Origin of the sequence: Massilia cellulosiltytica (assembly GCF_047325105.1) — a bacterium.
GTDB lineage: Bacteria > Pseudomonadota > Gammaproteobacteria > Burkholderiales > Burkholderiaceae_D > Telluria > Telluria orientalis.
Genome location: NZ_CP168562.1, coordinates 3524320 through 3543422, shown reverse-complemented (window position 1 = coordinate 3543422; position 19103 = coordinate 3524320). Strand labels below are relative to the sequence as shown.

At 67.1% G+C, this 19103-nt stretch carries 16 protein-coding genes; 8 read left to right on the top strand and 8 right to left on the bottom strand.

Annotation, left to right across the window (positions count from 1 at the left end; all coding sequences use genetic code 11):
* Together ACEN9H_RS15495 and ACEN9H_RS15490 are read right to left on the bottom strand one after the other, a co-directional pair.
* Positions 1 to 2712 (bottom strand): PAS domain-containing protein, encoded by a 2712-nt coding sequence (locus tag ACEN9H_RS15495; protein WP_413675470.1) that lies wholly within the window; start codon positions 2710 to 2712, stop codon positions 1 to 3.
* A 76-nt stretch (positions 2713 to 2788) separates the two neighbouring features.
* Positions 2789 to 3673, bottom strand: coding sequence for a LysR family transcriptional regulator (locus ACEN9H_RS15490; protein ID WP_056132061.1), 885 nt, complete (start codon positions 3671 to 3673; stop codon positions 2789 to 2791).
* Positions 3674 to 3832: 159 nt separating this feature from the next.
* On the opposite strand from ACEN9H_RS15490, the gene sdhC reads away from it, so the two are divergent.
* Genes sdhC through ACEN9H_RS15470 form a run of 4 tightly spaced genes read left to right on the top strand, consistent with a single transcriptional unit; the run spans position 3833 to position 7131 of the window.
* Positions 3833 to 4255 (top strand): succinate dehydrogenase, cytochrome b556 subunit, encoded by a 423-nt coding sequence (gene sdhC / locus ACEN9H_RS15485; protein ID WP_413675469.1) that lies wholly within the window; start codon positions 3833 to 3835, stop codon positions 4253 to 4255.
* 2 nt (positions 4256 to 4257) lie between these two features.
* On the top strand, positions 4258 to 4626 hold the full coding sequence (gene sdhD, locus ACEN9H_RS15480) for a succinate dehydrogenase, hydrophobic membrane anchor protein (protein ID WP_056132064.1): 369 nt from the start codon (positions 4258 to 4260) through the stop codon (positions 4624 to 4626).
* A 2-nt stretch (positions 4627 to 4628) separates the two neighbouring features.
* The gene (gene sdhA / locus ACEN9H_RS15475; protein WP_413674133.1) at positions 4629 to 6407 is read left to right on the top strand and encodes a succinate dehydrogenase flavoprotein subunit; all 1779 of its coding nucleotides are present in this window, start codon (positions 4629 to 4631) and stop codon (positions 6405 to 6407) included.
* Positions 6408 to 6420: 13 nt separating this feature from the next.
* The gene (locus ACEN9H_RS15470; protein ID WP_413342144.1) at positions 6421 to 7131 is read left to right on the top strand and encodes a succinate dehydrogenase iron-sulfur subunit; all 711 of its coding nucleotides are present in this window, start codon (positions 6421 to 6423) and stop codon (positions 7129 to 7131) included.
* A gap of 400 nt (positions 7132 to 7531) precedes the next feature.
* Here the strand turns inward: ACEN9H_RS15470 and cphA are convergent, their stop codons facing one another.
* The 5 genes from cphA to ctaD all read right to left on the bottom strand — a co-directional run bounded on the left by cphA (position 7532) and on the right by ctaD (position 14246).
* Positions 7532 to 10123: a cyanophycin synthetase gene (gene cphA, locus ACEN9H_RS15465; protein WP_413675468.1), complete on the bottom strand. Its 2592-nt coding sequence runs from the start codon at positions 10121 to 10123 to the stop codon at positions 7532 to 7534.
* The gene (locus tag ACEN9H_RS15460) at positions 10120 to 11037 is read right to left on the bottom strand and encodes a cyanophycinase (RefSeq protein WP_413675467.1); all 918 of its coding nucleotides are present in this window, start codon (positions 11035 to 11037) and stop codon (positions 10120 to 10122) included. Before ACEN9H_RS15460 ends, cphA begins: the two co-directional genes overlap by 4 nt.
* Positions 11034 to 11948, bottom strand: a complete 915-nt coding sequence (locus tag ACEN9H_RS15455; RefSeq protein WP_413675466.1) for an isoaspartyl peptidase/L-asparaginase — start codon at positions 11946 to 11948, stop codon at positions 11034 to 11036. Before ACEN9H_RS15455 ends, ACEN9H_RS15460 begins: the two co-directional genes overlap by 4 nt.
* 230 nt (positions 11949 to 12178) lie before the next feature.
* Complete coding sequence (locus ACEN9H_RS15450) at positions 12179 to 12631, bottom strand: DUF2244 domain-containing protein (protein ID WP_413675465.1); 453 nt, start codon at positions 12629 to 12631, stop codon at positions 12179 to 12181.
* A gap of 16 nt (positions 12632 to 12647) precedes the next feature.
* Positions 12648 to 14246 carry a cytochrome c oxidase subunit I gene (gene ctaD / locus ACEN9H_RS15445; protein ID WP_413675464.1) on the bottom strand — a complete coding sequence of 533 codons (1599 nt, stop codon included), beginning with the start codon at positions 14244 to 14246 and terminating at the stop codon, positions 12648 to 12650.
* A 100-nt stretch (positions 14247 to 14346) separates the two neighbouring features.
* Here ctaD and ACEN9H_RS15440 point away from each other — a divergent pair, with 100 nt between their 5' ends.
* From ACEN9H_RS15440 to ACEN9H_RS15425, 4 genes are all read left to right on the top strand, one after another.
* Entirely contained in the window at positions 14347 to 15597 is a 1251-nt protein-coding gene (locus tag ACEN9H_RS15440) for an Hsp70 family protein (protein WP_413675463.1), read from the top strand.
* 28 nt (positions 15598 to 15625) lie between these two features.
* Complete coding sequence (locus ACEN9H_RS15435) at positions 15626 to 16261, top strand: PolC-type DNA polymerase III (RefSeq protein WP_413675462.1); 636 nt, start codon at positions 15626 to 15628, stop codon at positions 16259 to 16261.
* 195 nt (positions 16262 to 16456) lie between these two features.
* Complete coding sequence (locus tag ACEN9H_RS15430) at positions 16457 to 17872, top strand: tetratricopeptide repeat protein (RefSeq protein ID WP_413675461.1); 1416 nt, start codon at positions 16457 to 16459, stop codon at positions 17870 to 17872.
* 342 nt (positions 17873 to 18214) lie between these two features.
* A complete protein-coding gene (locus ACEN9H_RS15425) occupies positions 18215 to 18358 on the top strand; it encodes a hypothetical protein (RefSeq protein ID WP_156403778.1) in 144 nt (47 codons plus the stop codon).
* 70 nt (positions 18359 to 18428) lie between these two features.
* On the opposite strand, the gene ACEN9H_RS15420 is transcribed toward ACEN9H_RS15425, so the two are convergent.
* Entirely contained in the window at positions 18429 to 18998 is a 570-nt protein-coding gene (locus tag ACEN9H_RS15420; RefSeq protein ID WP_056129496.1) for a helix-turn-helix domain-containing protein, read from the bottom strand.
* Positions 18999 to 19103 lie beyond the last annotated feature (105 nt).

The window sequence follows — 19103 nt, the reverse complement described above, 5'->3', positions numbered from 1 at the left end:
TCAGCCGTGTGCCTGCGCGGCCGGTGCCGCTGCCGCCAGCGCCCGCTGCAGCGCCGTCATGTCGATCGGCTTCACGAAGTAATGGTCGAATCCCGCCGCCTTGGCGAGCACCCGGTCGTGCGCCTGTCCATAGCCCGTCAGCGCGATGTACGCCGCATGGCCGGTCTCCGGCAGCCCGTGCAGGCGCCGCGACAGTTCGTAGCCGTCCATGTCGGGCAGGCCGATGTCGAGGATCAGGGCATCCGGATGCGTCGTCCGGGCCGCGTCGAGCGCGCCGTGCGCGTCGTGCCGGATCGTGACCGTGTGGCCTTCCGTTTGCAGGAGCGCCGCCAGCGACGTCGCCGCGTCCGCGTTGTCGTCGGCGATCAGGATATGCAGAGGATGGGATTCCGGCGCGATCGCGAGGGAGCCGTCGCGCGCGGCGTGCCTGCGGTCGAGCAGCGGAAGCGACAGGGTGAATGTGCTGCCCTTGCCGGGGCCGTCGCTGCGGGCCGTCACGTTCCCGCCATGCTGGGTGGCGATGCTGCGGACCAGCGCCAGGCCGAGCCCGAGGCCGCCCTTGGACCGGTCCGGCGTCTGCTCGGCCTGCGAGAACAGGTCGAATACATGGGGCAGGAAGTGCGCGTCCATGCCGACGCCGTCGTCGGTCACGTGAATATGGACGCTGGATGTCACGACTTCGAGTTCGAGCCCGATACGCCCGCCCAGCGGCGTGTATTTCGCCGCATTGTTCAACAGGTTCGCGAGCACCTGCACGAGGCGCGTGCGGTCGCCGAGGACGAGCACGTGCTCCGGCACGAGGCGCACCGACAGCCGGTGGCGCCGGGCATCGATCAGGGGCCGGGATTGTTCGATCGCGGCGTCGATGGCGTCGCGGATATCGAGTTCCGCCCGGTCGATCGACACCAGGCCGCGCGTCACGCGGGACACGTCGAGCAGGTCGTCGACGAGCTCCGTCATGTGCCTGACCTGGCGCGTGATGATCCCGCTGTATTTCCTGACGGTGTCCGCGTCGGTCCCTGCCTTGCCGAGCAGCTGCGCGGCGGTGCCGATCGGCGCCAGCGGGTTGCGCAGTTCGTGCGCGACCAGCGCGAGGAATTCGTCCTTGCGCCGGTTGGCCTGTTCCAGCGCGATTTCGGCCTCGCGCTGCAGCGTGATGTCGGTATTCGTGCCGAACCAGCGCACGATCCTGCCGTTCCGGTCGCGGATCGGCACCGCCCGCGACAGGAACCAGCGATATTCGCCGTCCGCGCCGCGCAGCGGGAACAGGTCCTCCCACGCGACCTGCTGCCGGACGATCCGCTCGTAGTACTTCGCCTTGACCGCGTCCGCGAAGTCGGGGTGGTGGACTTTTTCCCATCCCCACCCCTGCATGTCGGCGAGCGTCGTGCCGGTGTACTCGAACCAGCGGTTGTTGAACCAGAAGATCGCGCCGTCGCTGTGCGCCATCCACGCCAGTTGCGGGATGTTTTCCGCCAGCGTGCGGAACTGGTTTTCGCTTTCCCTGAGTGCCGACTGGGCCTTTTTCGCCTCGCTGATGTCGAGCACGACCCCCAGCATCCGGGCCGGCTTGCCGTCGCGGTCGACTTCGATCCTGCCGCGCGCCTGCAGATGGCGGATGCCGCCGTCCGGGTAGCGCAGGCGGTACTGGTACTCGAAAGGCTTGCCGGTGGCGAGCGATTCGGCGGTGCAGGCGTCGACGGCCGGGCGGTCATCCGGATGGATCATGGCGAGATACACGGCTGACGGCCCGCCGTCGGCGTCCGCCTCGGAGACCTGGAACATGCGCGCGAAGTTGCGGTCCGCATGCACCCGGTCGGCCTGGATGTCCCAGGTCCACGTGCCGACTTCCGCCGCGGCGAGCGTGCCTTCCAGGCGCGCCTGGGCGTCCTGCAGCGCCGCCTGCAGGGCCTTCTGGTCGTCGATGTCGGTGCAGGTGCCCATCCACCGTTCGATGTCGCCGGCCTCGTTCCGGATCGGCAGCGCGCGCGCCAGCATCCAGTGGTAGTCGCCCGTGCAGTGGCGCAGCCGGTATTCGATTTCGTAGGGCGCGCCCGTGCGCAGGCTGTGTTTCCAGGCCCGCTCCGTGCGCGGCAGGTCGTCCGGATGGAGGATGACCCCCCAGTTGTCGCCGATGGTGGCGCTCGCCGGCACGCCGGCGAAGTCGTAATGGCGTCGGTTGTAGTAATCGTGATAGCCGTTCGGCAGCGCCGACCACACCATCTGCGGGATGGCATCGGCAATCTGGCGGAACCTGGCTTCGCCTGCCTCCGCCGCCTGCTGTTTCAAGACCTGTTCCGTGACGTCTTCCACGCAGTGGATGATGTAGACGACCTCGCCCGCGGCATCCAGTACCGGGGCGTTGACGGGCTTCCAGTAGCGCACCTCGAATCCGTTCGCGGCCGGTCCGCGCTTCGGGATATCGTATTTCTGGATCGGCATGGCGTCGGTTTCCCGGGTCCGCAGCACGCGGTCGAGCGAGGCGTGCAGGTTCGCGGCGCCGGTCGCGGTGGCATCCTCCGGGTTGTCCGGAAAAACGTCGAACACGTTGCGTCCCAGGATCTGCTCGCGCGTGGTCATCGTCGCAGAGAGGCGCGCCTCGTTGGCGGCGATCATGGTGAAATCGGGCGTCAGAACGAGCAACGGAATGGGTGTCGCGTCGAACAACAGCCGGAAATCGGGTGCAAGACCAGCGGGCAGCGGTGTAGCCATGTCGCAACTCCTTCGGGTACGGCCATACTAAGCCGAAGTCCGGAATGGTGTCGCGCTGAAAGACATGCGTGTCACATTAATGCGCCTGCCGTGCGATCTCGAGGAAATTGCCCACTTTGGTCGACGAATTCCCTTCGAGCGACGCCAGCGCCAGCTTCGAGCGGACTTTCGCATCCGCGATATCCACGTACGTCACCCCTTCGGCGTGGAACTGGCTGACGGACGCGGGCACGATCGACACGCCGAATTCCGCGGCGACGAGGCTGACGACGGTCGACAGCTGCGGCGCCTGCTGGCCCGGCATCGGTTCGAACCCCGCGTGGCGGCACGCCGAGACGATCTCGTCGTGGAGCATCGGGCTGGCCGCGCGGGGAATCAGCACGAACGGTTCCTGCGCCAGCGCGGACAGGGGGATCCGGGTGCGCCGCGCGAGCGGGTGCGTGACCGGCAGCACGGCCTTCATCGACTCGCTCGCGATGTCCTGCAGGACGACGCCGGCGAACGAGTGCACGCCCGGGCGCAGGAAGGCCAGGTCGATCCGGCCTTCCTCGAGTTGCGCCAGCAGGTGCGCCGTCGTGCCTTCGGTGAGCGTCAGGCCGACGCCGGGATAGGCATTGCGGAATTCGCGCACCAGCGCGCGCACGATCGGGTGGAACGCGGCGGACGCCGTGAAGCCGAGGTGCAAATGGCCCGTCTCGCCGCGTCCGGCCCGCTGCGCGTTCAGGGTGGCGTGCTCCACGTCGCCCAGCAGGCGCTTGGCGTCGACGAGCAGCGCCTTGCCGGCGTCGGTCGGCACCACGCCGTGGCCGGTGCGGTGGAACAGCTTCACGTCGAGCTCCCGTTCCAGCGCGTGGATCTGCTGGCTCAGCGGCGGCTGGCCGATGCCGAGCCGTTCCGCCGCGCGGGTGATATTGCCCTCCTCGGCGACGGCGACAAAGTAGCGTAAATGTCTGAGTTCCATGCGGTATCTGTGAAAAGTATGGATCCTAGATTATCCATATATTGGACAGTATAGTGAGATTTCGCGATAATACAGGTATCCCACGGACAAGTTTTTTGCGGCGAGAGCCGCATGGACGCGTTCCGGCGGGCCCATAAATCAACTTGGAAGAGTGCTGGAATGTCAGAAGCGATAAAAAAAGTGCAGGAGCGAAGGCAGCCGATCCGTAACGTGAACATTACGGACATCACGATGAACTACAAGCAGCCGCCGTCGGCCATCGTGTCGATCCTGCACCGTATCAGCGGCTTCGTGCTGTTCCTCTTCCTGCCGTTCCTGCTCTACCTGTTCGAGCAGAGCATCCGTTCCGAGATCTCGTTCGCGCACTTCGCCGGGATCGTCAGCCATCCGTTCACCAAGATCGTCATCCTGGGCCTGTCCTGGGGCTACCTGCACCACTTCTGCGCCGGTATCCGCCACCTGTTCATGGACAACCACATGGCCCTGGACAAGGACGCGGCGCAGCGCACTGCGCGCTACGTGCTGGTCGTCAGCCTGGTCCTGACCCTGCTGGTCGCCCTCAAACTGTTCGGAGTGATTTAATCATGGCTACCCCCAAGAATATCGGACAGCGCCGCCTCGTCGTCGGCGCGCACTACGGCATGCGCGACTGGCTCGCCCAGCGCGTCACCGCCATCGTGATGGTCGTCTTCACCGTCATCCTGCTGGTCTCGTTCCTGACCGGGCAAAACTTCACCTACGAAGGCTGGGCCGGCCTGTTCGCCCGCCAGTGGTTCAAGCTCTTCACGATGGTCACGTTCTTCGGCCTGTTCTACCACGTGTGGGTGGGCATCCGTGACATCTGGATGGACTACGTCAAACCGGTCGGCATCCGCCTGACCTTGCAGATCGCCACGGTGCTCTGGCTGCTCGCCTGCGCCGCCTGGACTGTGCAAATTCTCTGGAGCGTGTAATCGTGGCAGCAATCAACACCAACATCCCCGTCCGCCATTTCGACGTCGTCATCGTCGGCGCCGGCGGTTCCGGCCTGCGCGCGGCGCTGCAACTGTCCGAAGCGGGCCTGAACGTGGCCGTGCTGTCGAAAGTGTTCCCGACCCGTTCGCACACGGTCGCGGCCCAGGGCGGCATCGGCGCATCCCTCGGCAACATGAGCGAGGACGACTGGTACTGGCACATGTTCGACACCGTCAAGGGTTCGGACTACCTGGGCGACCAGGACGCCATCGAATTCATGTGCCGCGAAGCCCCGAAGGTCGTGTACGAGCTCGAACACTTCGGCATGCCGTTCGACCGCAACCCGGACGGCACGATCTATCAACGTCCGTTCGGCGGCCACACCGCGAACTTCGGCGAGAAGCCGGTGCAGCGCGCCTGCGCCGCCGCCGACCGTACCGGCCACGCGCTGCTGCACACGCTGTATCAACGTAACGTCCGCTCGCGCACGCACTTCTTCGTCGAATGGCAGGCGCTGGACCTGGTCCGTAACGCCGACGGCGACGTCCTCGGCGTCGTCGCGCTGGAAATGGAAACGGGCGACGTCATGATGCTGCAGGCGAAAACGACCGTGTTCGCCACGGGCGGCGCGGGCCGTATCTTCGCCGCGTCGACCAACGCCTTCATCAACACCGGCGACGGCCTGGGCATGGCGGCACGTGCCGGCATCCCGCTGCAGGACATGGAGTTCTGGCAGTTCCACCCGACCGGCGTGGCCGGCGCGGGCGTGCTGATCACGGAAGGCGTGCGCGGCGAGGGCGGTATCCTCATCAACAGCAACGGCGAACGCTTCATGGAGCGCTACGCGCCGACGCTGAAAGACCTGGCGCCGCGCGACTTCGTCTCGCGTTCGATGGACCAGGAGATCAAGGAAGGCCGCGGCGTGGGCCCGAACAAGGACCACGTGCTGCTGGACCTGCGCCACATCGGCGCCGACACGATCCGCAAGCGCCTGCCGTCGATTCTCGAAATCGGCCACAAGTTCGCCAACGTCGACGCGACGAAGGAACCGATCCCCGTCGTCCCGACCATCCACTACCAGATGGGCGGCATCCCGACCAACATCCACGGCCAGGTCGTCACGCCCGACGGCACCGGTGCGCAGAAGGTCGTCAATGGCCTGTACGCGATCGGCGAATGCTCGTGCGTGTCGGTGCACGGCGCGAACCGCCTGGGCACGAACTCGCTGCTGGACCTGGTGGTGTTCGGCCGCGCGGCCGGCAACCACATCGTCGCGCAGAACCTGAAGGAGCAGCGCAATCGCGCGCTGCCGAAGGATTTCGCCGACTACGCGCTGGGCCGTTTGAACCGCCTGGAAAACTCCACCGGCGGCGAGAAGGTGCAGGACGTGGCCAATGCGATCCGCGCGACGATGCAGAAGCACTGCGGCGTGTTCCGCACGCAGGCGCTGATGGACGAAGGCGTCAAGGAAATCATGGCCCTGGACGAGCGCCGCAAGCACGTCTCGTTCAAGGACAAGTCGAAGGTGTTCAACACGGCGCGCATCGAAGCGATCGAGCTGGACAACCTGATCGAAGTGGCCAAGGCGACCGTCGTGTCGGCCGCGGCGCGCAAGGAATCGCGCGGCGCCCACGCCCACAGCGACTACGAGCAGCGCGACGACGTGAACTGGATGAAGCACACCCTGTTCTACTCGGAAGGCAACCGCCTCGACTACAAACCGGTCGTGACCAAGCCGCTCACCGTCGACACGTTCAAACCGAAGCCCCGCACGTTCTAATTAGGTACCGATAATGGCACGCACAGTCCACCTGAAGATTTACCGCTACGATCCGGACAAGGATTCTAAGCCCTATATGCAAGACGTCACCGTCGAGCTGAAAGACACCGACAAGATGCTGCTGGATGCGCTGCAGCGCATCAAGGCCGACGTCGACGACTCGCTCGCCCTGCGCCGCTCGTGCCGCGAAGGCGTGTGCGGTTCGGACGCGATGAACATCAACGGCAAGAACGGCCTGGCCTGCACGACGAACCTGAACGAGTTGACGCAGCCGATCGTGCTGCGTCCGCTGCCGGGCCTGCCGGTCATCCGCGACCTGATCGTGGACATGACCAACTTCTTCAAGCAGTACCACTCGATCAAGCCGTACCTGATCAACGACTCGATCCCGCCGGAGAAAGAGCGTCTGCAGTCGCCGGAAGAGCGCGAAGAACTCGACGGCGTGTACGAGTGCATCCTGTGCGCGTGCTGCTCGACGTCGTGCCCGTCGTTCTGGTGGAATCCCGACAAGTTCGTCGGTCCGGCCGGTCTGCTGCAGGCGTACCGCTTCATCGCCGACTCGCGCGACGAAGCGACCAACGAGCGCCTGGACAACCTGGAAGACCCGTACCGCCTGTTCCGCTGCCACTCGATCATGAATTGCACGGACGTGTGCCCGAAGGGTTTGAACCCGAACAAGGCCATCGGCAAGATCAAGGAATTGCTGGTACGCCGCGCGATCTAAACCGTCGTCCCCGCAAAGGCGGGGATCCATACTGAGCCAATCTGAGTCGATCAGGACACTCGGTATGGGTTCCCGCCTGCGCGGGAACGACGGCTCCTATACCGCCTCTGCTTCGATCCTGCTCGCCGTCGCGGGCGATGTCGGCCGCACCGCGCGATCCAATCCGTCGTCCCCGCACAAGCGGGGATCCATACTGAACCAATTGGGACACTCGGTATGGGTTCCCGCCTGCGCGGGAACGACGGTTCCTGTACTGCCTCTGCTTCGATCCTGCTCGCTGTTGCGGGCGACGTCGGCCGCGCCGCGCGATCCAATCCGTCGTCCCCGCACCAGCGGGGATCCATACTGAGCCAATTGGGACACGCCGTTTGGGTTCCCGCCTGCGCGGGAGCGGCGGCACCTATACTGCCTCTGCCTCGATCCTGCTCGCCGTCGCGGGCGATGTCGGCCGGATCGCTTCCGTCAGCTCGGTGAGCGCCGAGCCGCAACCGAACACCAGTACGTCGCCCGGCTCGCAGCGCGCGAGGCCGGCGCGGATCGCCTCGTGCACGTTCAATTCCACCTGCAGGTGATCCGTCTCGTACTTGCCGAGGCGCGCGCCCTGCACGAGCAGCGCGGCCACCTCGCCGGCCGCGCGGCCGCGGTTCTCCGTCTCGTACACGACCAGCTCGTCGAAGCCGGCCGCGCATGTCTCGCCGATGGCGACGAGGTCTTCGTCGCGGCGGTCGCCCGGCGCCGCGACGACGCCGACGAGGCGGCCCGGCGTCAGCGCGCGTGCCGTCTCCGCGAGCGCGGCATAGGCGGCCGTATTGTGGGCGTAGTCGAAGATGACGGTCACGCCATCGACGTCGAACACGTTCGAGCGCAGCGGGTTATGCTTCCAGTCGGAGACGAACGTGCGCAGGCCGGCCGCGATCTCGATATTGCCGAAGCCCGTCGCGCTGAGCGCGGCGGCGGCGGCCAGCGCGTTGGCGATGTTGTAGCGCGCCGCGCCTTTCATGGTGCAGGGCATCGTGCGCACGTCCAGCAGCGCCTCGTGGCGCGTGCCGTTCGCCAGCACGATCGTGTTGTCTTCCAGGTAGACGCCGCGGCCGCCGTTCTCCAGGTGGCGCAGCAGGACAGGGTTGTCCGCGTCGAGCGAGAAGTACAGGATTTCCACGCCATGCGCCAGCTCGGACGACATCGCGACGCAATGGTCGTCTTCCGCGTTCAGCACGACGGCGCGGCGCGCCCGCTCGGCGATCACGAACTTCACGCGCGCGAGTTCCTCGACCGTATCGATGCCGTCCAGGCCCAGGTGGTCGGCCGATACGTTCAGCACGACGGCGACGTCGCAGCGGTCGAACGCGAGGCCGCGTTTCAGGATGCCGCCGCGCGCCGTCTCCAGCACGGCGAAGTCGACATCGGGCGACGCGAGGACGGTGCGCGCCGAGCGGTACCCGGTGCAATCGCCTTTCACGATCCGTTCGCCGTCGATGTACACGCCTTCCGTCGTCGTCACGCCCGTGCGCAGGCCCGCGAGGCGCGTCACGTGCGCGGTCAGGAGGCTGGTCGTCGTCTTGCCGTTCGTGCCCGTCACGGCGACGACGGGAATGCGGCCGTCGTCCTCGCCGAACAGCGCGTCGACGATGGCGGCGCCAGCGTCGCGCGGCGTGCCGCGGCTCGGGTACTGGTGCATGCGGATGCCCGGCGCCGCGTTGACTTCGATGATGCCGCCGTTCTGTTCGCGCAGCGGGCGCGCGATGTCCTGGCAGACGATGTCGATGCCTGCGACGTCCAGCCCGATCGTGCGCGCGGCGCGGATGCAGATGTCGCGGGTTTCTTCCGGCAGCAGGTCCGTCACGTCCTCCGCGGTGCCGCCGGTGGACAGGTTGGCGTTGCCGCGCAGGTCGACCACGCTGCCTTCCGCGGGGACCGAGTCCAGGTCATGGCCCTGGTTCGCCAGCACCTGCAGCGCGAGGTCGTCCAGCGGGATCTTGGTGAGGATGTTCGCATGGCCGTCACCGCGCGCGGGGTTGCGGTTTTCGTTCTCGACCAGTTCGCGCACCGTCGACACGCCGTCCCCGGTCACGTGCGGCGGCCGGCGCCACGACGCGGCGGCCACCTTGCGGCCCGTGACGAGCACGCGATAGTCGCGGCCCTGCAGGAATTCCTCGACGATGACGTGGCGCCCGTATTTGCAGGCGAATTCGAACGCGCGCGCGATCTCGTCCTGGGTCGCGCAGTTGACCGTCACGCCCTTGCCCTGGTTCGCGTCCAGCGGCTTCACCGTCACCGGTCCCTTGATGCGGCGCGCTTCGCGCAGCGCCTGTTCGAGCGTGGTGACCGTGGAACCCGCCGGCACGGGGACGCCGGCCTGGTCGAGCAGCGTCTTGGTCAGCTGCTTGTCGCTGGCGATGCCGACGGCGACGTGGTTGGTCGCGCCCGTGATCGTCGCCTGCAGGCGCTTCTGGCGGCTGCCCCAGCCCAGCTGGAACAGGTTCGCTTCCTCGATCAGGCGCAGGCTCGGGATGCCGCGCCGGTGCGCGGCCGCCAGCACGGCCGCGGTGCTCGTGCCGATGGCGTGGCGGTGCGCGGTGTCGCGCAGGTCGTCCAGCGCGGCGTCCAGGTCGAACGGCACATGGCCTGCGCATGCATCGATCAGCGCGGCCGCCGTGCGCAGCGCCTGGCCCGCGACCTGTTCCACCGTGTAGCCGCAGACGACGCGGGCCTGTGCCGGCCTGGCGGGATCGGTCTTCGTCATGCCGAAGGTGCCAGGCGCGCCGGCGAGGCGCTGCAATTCCATCACCACGGGTTCGAGCGCTTCGTGCGCGGCCTGGCAGTCCGACAGGCGCGCCGCCGCTTCGGCCGGCACCGCCGGCAGGAGGGCCAACAGGCGCGCGCCGAGGCCGGCCGCGTTCTGCTGGCCGGCGAGGTCGATCACGGCCAGCAGGCAGGGCGTCGCGGCATACAGGCTCGGGCCGCGCAGGAAGCGTTGTTCTACGATGTTCATGAGATCGGATTCCGTTTCGTGATGTTTTCCAAGAACCCGAGCAGGGGCTGCGGGATGCGTCTTGCGTCGTCGCCGTCATTGCCGGGTAGTGCGTATTTGCTGCCGGCTGGCAGCAGGTGGAGGCGGACGTCGATCAGTTCCGGCGTCTCGTGATTGGCGATCTCCGCCACGTTCGTCGACATCGTCCGGCCGTCGACGATGGTGACGGCGCCTTGGCCCACCACTTCGATGCCGACGCCGCGCTCGACGACGAGGGCCGTGTCCTCGTCGATCCCGATCCCCTGCAAATACGGGTTCTGGGCGACGACGGACAACAGCCGCGACAGCCGCTGGCGTTCGGAGAAATGCTGGTCGATGACGACCTTGTGCAGGAAACCGAGGCCCGCACCGAGGCTCACGGAGCCCTTTTCGGGATGCAGTTCCGCGCGGCCCTGCGCGAGCATGTGGCCGGACATGGCGGAGGCGCCGGCGCTCGTGCCGCCGATGCAGGCGCCGCGCAGCTTGAGTGCGGCGTGCATCGCGGTGTCCAGCGCCGTGCCGCCGATGACCGCGAGCAGGCGTTTCTGGTCGCCGCCCGTCATGAAGATGCCGTCGGCGTCGGCGACGTCGCGGATATGCCTGTCGTCGTTCGCGTCATGGCGGCTCTGCAGGTGCAGGTGCGAGTGGCGGGTGACGCCCAGGTCCGCGAACGCGCGCTCATACGTGTCCCACATGTTCACCGCGACGCTGCTCGCCGCCGTGATGACGACGATCTTCGCGCCCGGCCCGCCGGACAGCTCGACGAAGCGTTTCAGGATCGCCATGTCGTTCTGCTTGTCTTCGCCCCCGCCGATGATGACGAGGTGGCCATGGCTCTTGGCGACCTGTTCCGCCTGTTCCGCCTGGGCGATGGCGTTCTTGTCCTGTGCGGTCATGGTTGGACGATCCTTGCGTGGGGCATGTCCTGGTTGCTGTGCGCAGCGGCTTCGGTGCGCGTCACGGCAATCAGGCCGACGGGCACCTTCGGATCGAACAGGTCGACGCCGCGCTGGAGGGCTAGTTCGAGCGGCATGCCGTCCTCGATCCAGCCGTACACCGTGCGCGCCAGCAGGTGGCGCACGATCTGTTCGCCGATGCCCGTGGCCGCGACGGCGCCCTGGGGGCCGGCGTAGAAGCCGCTGCCGATGATCGGCGTGTCGCCCACGCGGCCCAGCAGCGACGGCGCCGAGCCGCCCGTGGACAGCGCGACGGCGAAGTGGCCGTCCGGTCCGCGCACGACGGCGCCGACGGTGTCGCATGCGGCGTGCGCGGGCAGGTCGAGCGGCGTCTGGTAATTCCAGAAGCGCAGGAAGGCTTTCGCTTCTTCCGAGATCCCGGGCATCGCGGGCACGCTGCCCGCCAGTTCGCGCACGACTTTCTCGTGCGCTTGGCGCTGGTGGTCGGAGATGGTGATGTGGGTCGGGTGGCCGATGGCGGCGGCGAAGCGGGCGGCGCCGTCGCCGGCCAGCAGCCAGTGCGGTGTATCGGCGACGGCCCGCGCCAGCAGCACGGGGTTCCTGACCCCCTGCACGCAGGCGACGGCGCCGAGGCGGCCGCGCGTGTCCATGATGGAGGCGTCCATCTCGACGGTCGCGCCGTCCAGGCACAGGACCGATCCGCTGCCGGCATTGAAGCGGCCGTCGTCTTCCATCGATACGACCGCCGCGATGGCGGCCTCGAGCGCGTCGGCGCTGATGGCCAGCTCCTCGACGGCCTGCTGCGCCGCGCGCTCGCAGCCGTCGTCGTACGCGCGCGGGCTGCCGGCGCCGCCGTGCACGACGATTGCATATCCTTGCGTAACGCTCATGTTGTTCTTCTCTCCTGGGAAACTTGCGCAATGGGCGCACCAACGCGGTGCGGCAAAGCAGATACCGCATTATGCAAAACATAAAAAAATAGAAACATCGGTCGCGTTGCCGTGTGGTTGTCGGACGCGGCTTACACGGATCAGCTCGACGAGAAAGCCGTCCGTAGGAGTGGGAATGCGGATATCCCAGCTCGCTTCGTTTCAGCCAGGAACGTATTGACAACGTTGCGCTAGCGCATCGCGGACACGCTGCGCAGCGCCTGGCGCAGTTCGCGCGCCACCTGGCGGCGCCGGGAATCGTTTACGAAGCGTCCAATCTCCACCTTGACCCCGCGCGATTCCAGCTGGATCAGCGTGCGGCGGCGTTCGTCCGGCACGACGACGCGGGTCCACAGGGGATCGAGCCGCACGAGTTCCCGGTGGTCGGCCTGGACGCAGGTGACGAGCAGGCCGGACTCGGACAGGGCGATGCGCTCGTGGTCCGTCGCGTGGCGCGCGTAGACGAGGAGGGCGAGCCCCACGAGTGCCAGCTCGATCAGGGAAAACGCGAGGACGAACCAGATGCCGTGGAGGAGAAAGCCGAGCGCGACGGCGAGCGAGCCGAGACACAGGACGGCATACGCGCGTGCGACCTGGCGCGGGGACAGGGAGCAATTGCGCCGCAATGTCCATTCGCGCGTCATGGAGGCACTCGCGGGTTCACTTGACGAGCGGCGGCGTCTCGAACGTGTGGAAGGGCGCCGGGCTGGGGACGGTCCATTCGAGGCCTTCCGCGCCTTCCCACGGCTTCGGCGGTGCAGGCGCGCCGCCGCGGATGTTCGGAATCACGATCCGGAACAGCCAGTACACCTGCGACAGGCTGAACAGCAGGGCGCCGACGGACGTGATGGCGTGGAAGTCCGTGAACTGGACGGGATAGTCGGCGTAGCGGCGCGGCATGCCCGCCAGCCCGAGGAAGTGCATCGGGAAAAAGGTCACGTTGACCCAGACGAGCGAATTCCAGAAGTGAAAACGCCCTCGTCGTTCGTCGATCATGTGTCCGGTCCATTTCGGCGCCCAGTAGTAATAGCCGGCGAACAGGGCGAACAGCGACCCGGCCACCAGCACGTAATGGAAGTGCGCGACCACGTAGTAAGTATCCTGCACCTGGACGTCGATCGGCGCCACGGAGAGGATGAGGCCCGTGAAGCCGCCGATCGTGAACACCCAGATGAAGCCGACGGCGAACAGCATCGGACTTTCGAAACTGAGCGACCCCTTCCACATCGTGGCGACCCAGTTGAACACCTTCACGCCCGTGGGGACGGCGACCAGCATCGTCGCATACATGAAGAACAGCTGGCCCGTGACGGGCATGCCGGTCGTGAACATGTGGTGCGCCCACACGATGAACGAGATGATGGCGATGGCGGCCGTCGCATAGACCATCGACGCGTAGCCGAACAGGGGCTTGCGCGAAAACGCCGGAATGACCTGCGAGATGATGCCGAAGCCGGGCAGGATCATGATGTAGACCTCGGGGTGGCCGAAGAACCAGAAGATGTGCTGGTACATGACGGGATCGCCGGCGCCGGCCGCGTTGAAGAACGTCGTGCCGAAATGGCGGTCGGTGAGGATCATCGTGACGGCCGTCGCCAGCACCGGCATCACGGCGATCAGCAGGTAGGCGGTGATCAGCCACGTCCAGCAGAACATCGGCATCTTCATCAGCGACATGCCGGGCGCGCGCAGGTTCAGGATCGTCGTGATGATGTTGATGGCGCCCATGATGGACGACACGCCCATCATGTGCACGGCGAAGATCGTCATGTCCATCCCCGGGCCCATCTGGACCGACAGGGGCGGGTACATGGTCCACCCGGCCGCGTTGGCGCCGCCGGCGACGAAGAACGAGCCCACGAGCAGGATCGCGGCGGGCGGCAGCAGCCAGAACGAGAAATTGTTCATGCGGGCGAACGCCATGTCGGCCGCGCCTACCTGCAGCGGCACCATCCAGTTCGCGAAGCCGACGAAGGCGGGCATGATGGCGCCGAAGATCATCACGAGGCCGTGCATCGTAACGAACTGGTTGTACAGCTCCGGCTGGAAGAATTGCAGGCCGGGCTGGAACAGTTCCAGCCGGATCAGCAGGGCCAGCACGCCGCCGACCATGAACATGGTGACGGAGAACCACAGGTACAGCGTGCCGATGTCCTTGTGGTTCGTCGCGAACAGCCAGCGCCGCCACCCGTGCGGGTGCGCGTGCGCGCCGGAATGGCCGCCGGGGGCGTAATCGGAACTGCCTGCCGTCGTCGTCATGTCTGCTCCGTTGGCGTCGTGTGCATGAGACAAGCCGGGCCGGCGTTGGTTCCGCGGCCGGAATCTGGTAACATCTCGCCCCTTTCATCGAGAGACTTCCATGGCCAACGCTTGCGGCGTCGATTTCGGCACGTCCAATTCCACCGTCGGCTGGGTGCGGCCCGGCCAACCCACGCTGCTGCCCCTCGAGGACGGCAAGGCGACCCTGCCGTCCGTCGTGTTCTTCAACGCGGACGACGAGCAGGTGCGCTATGGCCGCGCCGCCCTGGCCGACTACCTGGAGGGCTATGACGGGCGCCTGATGCGGTCGCTGAAGAGCCTGCTGGGCACCAGCCTGATGGATGGCCAGACGGAAGTCGCGGGGCGCGCGTTGCCGTTCCGTCAACTGCTCGGCCATTTCATCGGCGAGGTCAAGCGCCGCGCCGAGCGCGAGGCGGGCCGCGGCTTCGACCGCGCCGTGTTCGGCCGCCCCGTGTACTTCGTCGACGACGATCCGGAGGCGGACCGCCTCGCCGAGGACACGCTCGCCGACATCGCCCGTTCCGTCGGCTTTGCGGAGATCGGCTTCCAGTACGAACCCATCGCGGCCGCGTTCGACTACGAATCCCGCATCGAACGCGAGGAGCTGGTGCTGATCGCCGACATCGGCGGGGGCACGTCCGACTTCTCGCTCGTGCGCCTGGGGCCGGCGCGCGCGGACCGCCTGGACCGCCGCGACGACATCCTCGCCACCGGCGGCGTGCACATCGGCGGCACGGACTTCGACAAATACCTGAGCCTCGCGTCCGTCATGCCGCTGCTGGGTCATGGCAGCACGCTGCTGTCGGGAGCCTCGGTGCCGTCGAGCTATTATTTCAACCTGGCGACGTGGCACACGATCAACCAGGCCTATACGCGCAAGAGCGTCGCGCAGCTCGCGGACCTCGTGCGCGACGCGGCCGAGCCGGACAAGCTCAAGCGCCTGCAGCGCCTCATCGACGACCGCGCCGGCCACTGGCTCGCGATGCGCGTGGAAGAAGCGAAGATCGGCCTGTCGGACACGCCGGAAGTGGCGCTCGACCTCGACCGCCTCGAACCGCCCGAACTGCTGCGCATCCACCGCGACCTGTTCACGGGCGCGATCGCCGGCATGATCGACAGCGTCGGCGCGACCGTGCAGCGCCTGCTGGACGAAGCGGGCATCGGGCCCGAGCGCGTCGATACCGTGTTCTTCACGGGCGGCTCCAGCGGCGTGGCGAGCCTGCGCGAGCGGATCGCCGCCATCGTCCCGGACGCGCGCCGGGTCGAGGGCGACCTGTTCGGCAGCATCGGCGCCGGACTGGCGATCGACGCCGCCCGCAAGTTTGGTTAACGCGATCTGGTTGAAGAAAGGAAGTACCGTGTTCGAACGTCCCATCGTCATGCTCGACTTCGAGACCACCGGCCTGTCGCCCGGCGCCGGCGACCGCATCACCGAGGTCGCGGCCCTGCGCATCGCGGACGGCCGGATCGTCGAGCGCTACGTCTCGCTGGTGAACTGCGGCGTGCGCGTGCCGTCGTTCATCACCCAGCTGACGGGCATCACGCAGGCGATGGTCGATGGCGCGCCGCCGGCCACCGAGGTCGTGCCCGCGCTCATCGAGTTCATCGGCGACGACGTGCTGGCCGCGCACAATGCCAGCTTCGATGAGAAATTCCTCAAGGCCGAGGGCGCGCTGCTCGGACACGGTTGCCGGCATGCCGGGCTCGTGTGCTCGCTGAAGCTGTCGCGCCGCGTGTTCCCCGGCATGGCGAGCTACAAGCTGGGCCAGTTGTCGCGTGCGCTCGGCATCGTCTTCAAGGGCAACGCCCACCGGGCCGAGGCCGACGCCGAAGTGGCCGCCCAGCTGCTGCTGCATATCGGCCGCCACCTCGGCGACGCCTACGGGCTGGCGGGCGTCGATCCGGACCTGCTCGTCGCGCTGAACCGCGTGGCGGCGGCGAAGGTCGACGCGTTCATGGGCGTGTACGCGTCCGGGCGGCGCGCAACGGCCTGATCCGGCCTCTTATTTCCTGCACGCAGTAGGGCTTCGTCGCGTGGCACTGTCCTCGCCGGCCGAGCCGTCGCGCCGACGTCGTTTTTGCCGTCGTCCATCCCCTCCACGTTGGCGCACGTCAAATCCGTAATGCATCTCGTCATTACACTTTTGGCAATTCTTTGGCCTCAACGCGAGTCCGTCAGGAGCTACCGCATGCACAGTCACGAGTCCCTCCCGCGCGCCGGCCCGCTCGCCTGGTTCGCCCGCGCCGCCGCGTGTGGCGATGCCTTTGCGCAGTTCAACCTGGGCATGATGTACAAGGAAGGCGACGGTGCCCCGCAGGACGACGTCGCCGCCTGCCGGTGGCTGGAGCGGGCCGCGCGCCAGCGCCTCGCGTTCGCCCAGAACCACCTGGGCAGCATGTATTTCCTTGGGCGGGGCGTGGCGCAGTCCGACGACGAGGCGGCGTACTGGTTCGGCCGCGCCGCCGCCCAGGGCGACGCGTCGGCGCAGCAGAACCTGGGCGACCTGTACCGGGCCGGGCGGGGCGTCGTGCGCGATGCCGCCGAGGCGGTCGCCTGGTACTACAAGGCCGCCGAGCAGGACCTGCCCAGCGCCCAGCGGCTGCTCGGCACGTGCTACCGGGACGGCGAGGGCGTCGCGCGCAGCCTGCCGCTCGCGATGGCGTGGTTCCGCAAGGCCGCGCTGCTGGACGATGCCGAGGCCGCCGTCTGCCTCGGCCTGATGTACCGCGGCGGCGAGGGCGTGGCGCGCAGCGAGGCCGAGGCGCTGTACTGGTTCCGGCGTGCGGCCGCGCGCGGCCATGCGCCGGCGCAGCGCCTGCTGGGGCTCGCGTACCTGGTGGGGCATGGGTTGCCGTCCGACGCGCAGGGCGCGCGCGCCTGGCTCGAATGCGCCGCCGAGCAGGGCGACGCGGAAGCGCAGTTCAGCCTCGCGCAACTGCTGGGCGCGGCCGACGCGGAGGCGCTCGCGGGCGCGGGCGATGGGGCGCGCTGGAGCGGCTCCGCGCTGGCGTGGACGCTGGCCGCGGCCGAGCAGGGCCACGTGCTGGCCCAGGTGAACCTGGGCAACCGCTACGCGTTCGGACGCGGCGTCGCGCGCGATCCGGAGCAGGCGTTGTACTGGTACCGGCGCGCGGCCGAGCAGGGCGCCGCGAAGGCCCAGTTCACGCTCGGCGTGATGTACGCGAACGGCCAGGGCGTGCGCCGCGACGAGGCGCTGGCGGCGGCGTGGTACCGGCGCGCCGCCGAGCAGGGCGACGCGAGCGCCCAGAACAATCTCGGCGTCATGTATGCGAACGGCCAGGGCGTGGCGCAGGACGACGCGCAGGCCGTGCACTGGTACCGGCTGGCCGCCGAACAGGGCCACGCACTGGCCCAGTACAACCTGGGCGGCATGTACAACAGCGGCCGCGGCGTCGCGCGCGATACCGTGCGCTCGTACATGTGGATGCTGCTGGCGGCCGACGCCGGCGACCCGGCCGCCGGCGCGAACAAGGCGATCGTCGCGCGCCGCCTGTCGGAGGAACAGATCGCGAGCGCGGACGACATGCGGCGCCAGTGGCAGAGTGCCCGGTCGTACGTGGGACCGGAGCCGCGTGCCGCGTGAACCCGGCGGTGTTGTCGTCCTGACAGCTGAGTCGGGTTCTCGTGCTTAGCGGCATCCGCCGACAACCCATCGTCGCGCGGGCAAGCCGACGAGCAAGCAGATCGAAGAAGTGGCCGACCGTTGGGGCTTCCTGACGAAGGCGCTCGACGTGGAGGTGTCGCCCACCGCCGCGGGCGGCGCGGAGATATAAGCTTGCGTGATCCCCGCTGTCATCGCACGCAATATGGCAGCGGGGAGACATCACAAAAACATATCGCGGTGATCGGAAAAGGAAATTGGATTGATATCTGCCGGCGGCGTACACTGGATTCATCACTGAACGAAATGATGAATGGAGTTGCCATGAACGCCACGACCACGATCCCGACCTCGACCCGCCTGACCGCTGAGAGCAAGCTCGGCCGTCTGTTCCGCGCATTCTGCCAGGAAGCCCGCCGCGCCATCGAAACCGTCGGCGCGTCGTATCGCCATACGCCGCCGCTGTAAGCGCGAGCCGCAGGTATTACGGGCGCCCAGGCGCCAGGAATGAACCCCGCCGTGTGCGGGGTTTTTTCATTTACCGGTGCACAACCACCAGCAAGGCCTTCGCCTCCGTCTTGCCGGCATTCCGGATGGCATGATTCTGGTCGGCCGGATAACGCGCCGTCGCACCGTGCTTGATTTTCCGCTTCTCGGCCCCGACCTCCAATTCCACCGTCCCTGTTACCACGGTCAAATGCTCATTGGTACCAGGATCATGGGCCTGCGACGCCAGTTCGCCGCCCGGCTGCAATGTCAGTTCATACCATTCATACTTGCCGGCAAGGTCCATCGGTCCCAGGATGCGCAGCGAGTAGCCCGCGTGGCTGCCGGGCAAGGTGGGGATTTCATGGGCGTCGACGACACGGATCAGGTCGACGGCGCGCACTTCGGACGATAGTAATTCGCCGATCTGCACGCCGAGCGCATTGGCCAGGCGCCACGTGATGGCGATGGTGGGGTTGGCTTTTTCGCGTTCGATCTGCGACAGCATCGATTTGGAGACGCCGGCGATGCGCGACAGGTCTTCCAGGGTCAGGCCGCGCGCGAGTCGCAGCCGTTGCAGGGTGGCGCCGACTTCCGGCGGAGCGCTGGTATTGTTGTTCATGGAGCTTGCTTGCCAAGTTCAATGGCTGGGAGTAATATTCAATATATTGAATTTCTGTTCGAAATATAGAACAAGTTCCATACATCGAACGAATCCACACTATAC

What these genes read in the sequence shown, in the direction of transcription:
- ACEN9H_RS15440 (WP_413675463.1), top strand. Translation starts at nt 14,347, where the DNA reads ATGGCCAACGCTTGCGGCGTCGATTTCGGCACGTCCAATTCCACCGTC.
- ACEN9H_RS15420 (WP_056129496.1), bottom strand. Translation starts at nt 18,998, where the DNA reads ATGAACAACAATACCAGCGCTCCGCCGGAAGTCGGCGCCACCCTGCAA.
- ACEN9H_RS15455 (WP_413675466.1), bottom strand. Translation starts at nt 11,948, where the DNA reads ATGAGCGTTACGCAAGGATATGCAATCGTCGTGCACGGCGGCGCCGGC.
- cphA (WP_413675468.1), bottom strand. Translation starts at nt 10,123, where the DNA reads ATGAACATCGTAGAACAACGCTTCCTGCGCGGCCCGAGCCTGTATGCC.
- ACEN9H_RS15495 (WP_413675470.1), bottom strand. Translation starts at nt 2,712, where the DNA reads ATGGCTACACCGCTGCCCGCTGGTCTTGCACCCGATTTCCGGCTGTTG.
- sdhC (WP_413675469.1), top strand. Translation starts at nt 3,833, where the DNA reads ATGTCAGAAGCGATAAAAAAAGTGCAGGAGCGAAGGCAGCCGATCCGT.
- ctaD (WP_413675464.1), bottom strand. Translation starts at nt 14,246, where the DNA reads ATGACGACGACGGCAGGCAGTTCCGATTACGCCCCCGGCGGCCATTCC.
- ACEN9H_RS15450 (WP_413675465.1), bottom strand. Translation starts at nt 12,631, where the DNA reads ATGACGCGCGAATGGACATTGCGGCGCAATTGCTCCCTGTCCCCGCGC.
- ACEN9H_RS15460 (WP_413675467.1), bottom strand. Translation starts at nt 11,037, where the DNA reads ATGACCGCACAGGACAAGAACGCCATCGCCCAGGCGGAACAGGCGGAA.
- ACEN9H_RS15430 (WP_413675461.1), top strand. Translation starts at nt 16,457, where the DNA reads ATGCACAGTCACGAGTCCCTCCCGCGCGCCGGCCCGCTCGCCTGGTTC.
- ACEN9H_RS15425 (WP_156403778.1), top strand. Translation starts at nt 18,215, where the DNA reads ATGAACGCCACGACCACGATCCCGACCTCGACCCGCCTGACCGCTGAG.
- sdhD (WP_056132064.1), top strand. Translation starts at nt 4,258, where the DNA reads ATGGCTACCCCCAAGAATATCGGACAGCGCCGCCTCGTCGTCGGCGCG.
- ACEN9H_RS15470 (WP_413342144.1), top strand. Translation starts at nt 6,421, where the DNA reads ATGGCACGCACAGTCCACCTGAAGATTTACCGCTACGATCCGGACAAG.
- ACEN9H_RS15490 (WP_056132061.1), bottom strand. Translation starts at nt 3,673, where the DNA reads ATGGAACTCAGACATTTACGCTACTTTGTCGCCGTCGCCGAGGAGGGC.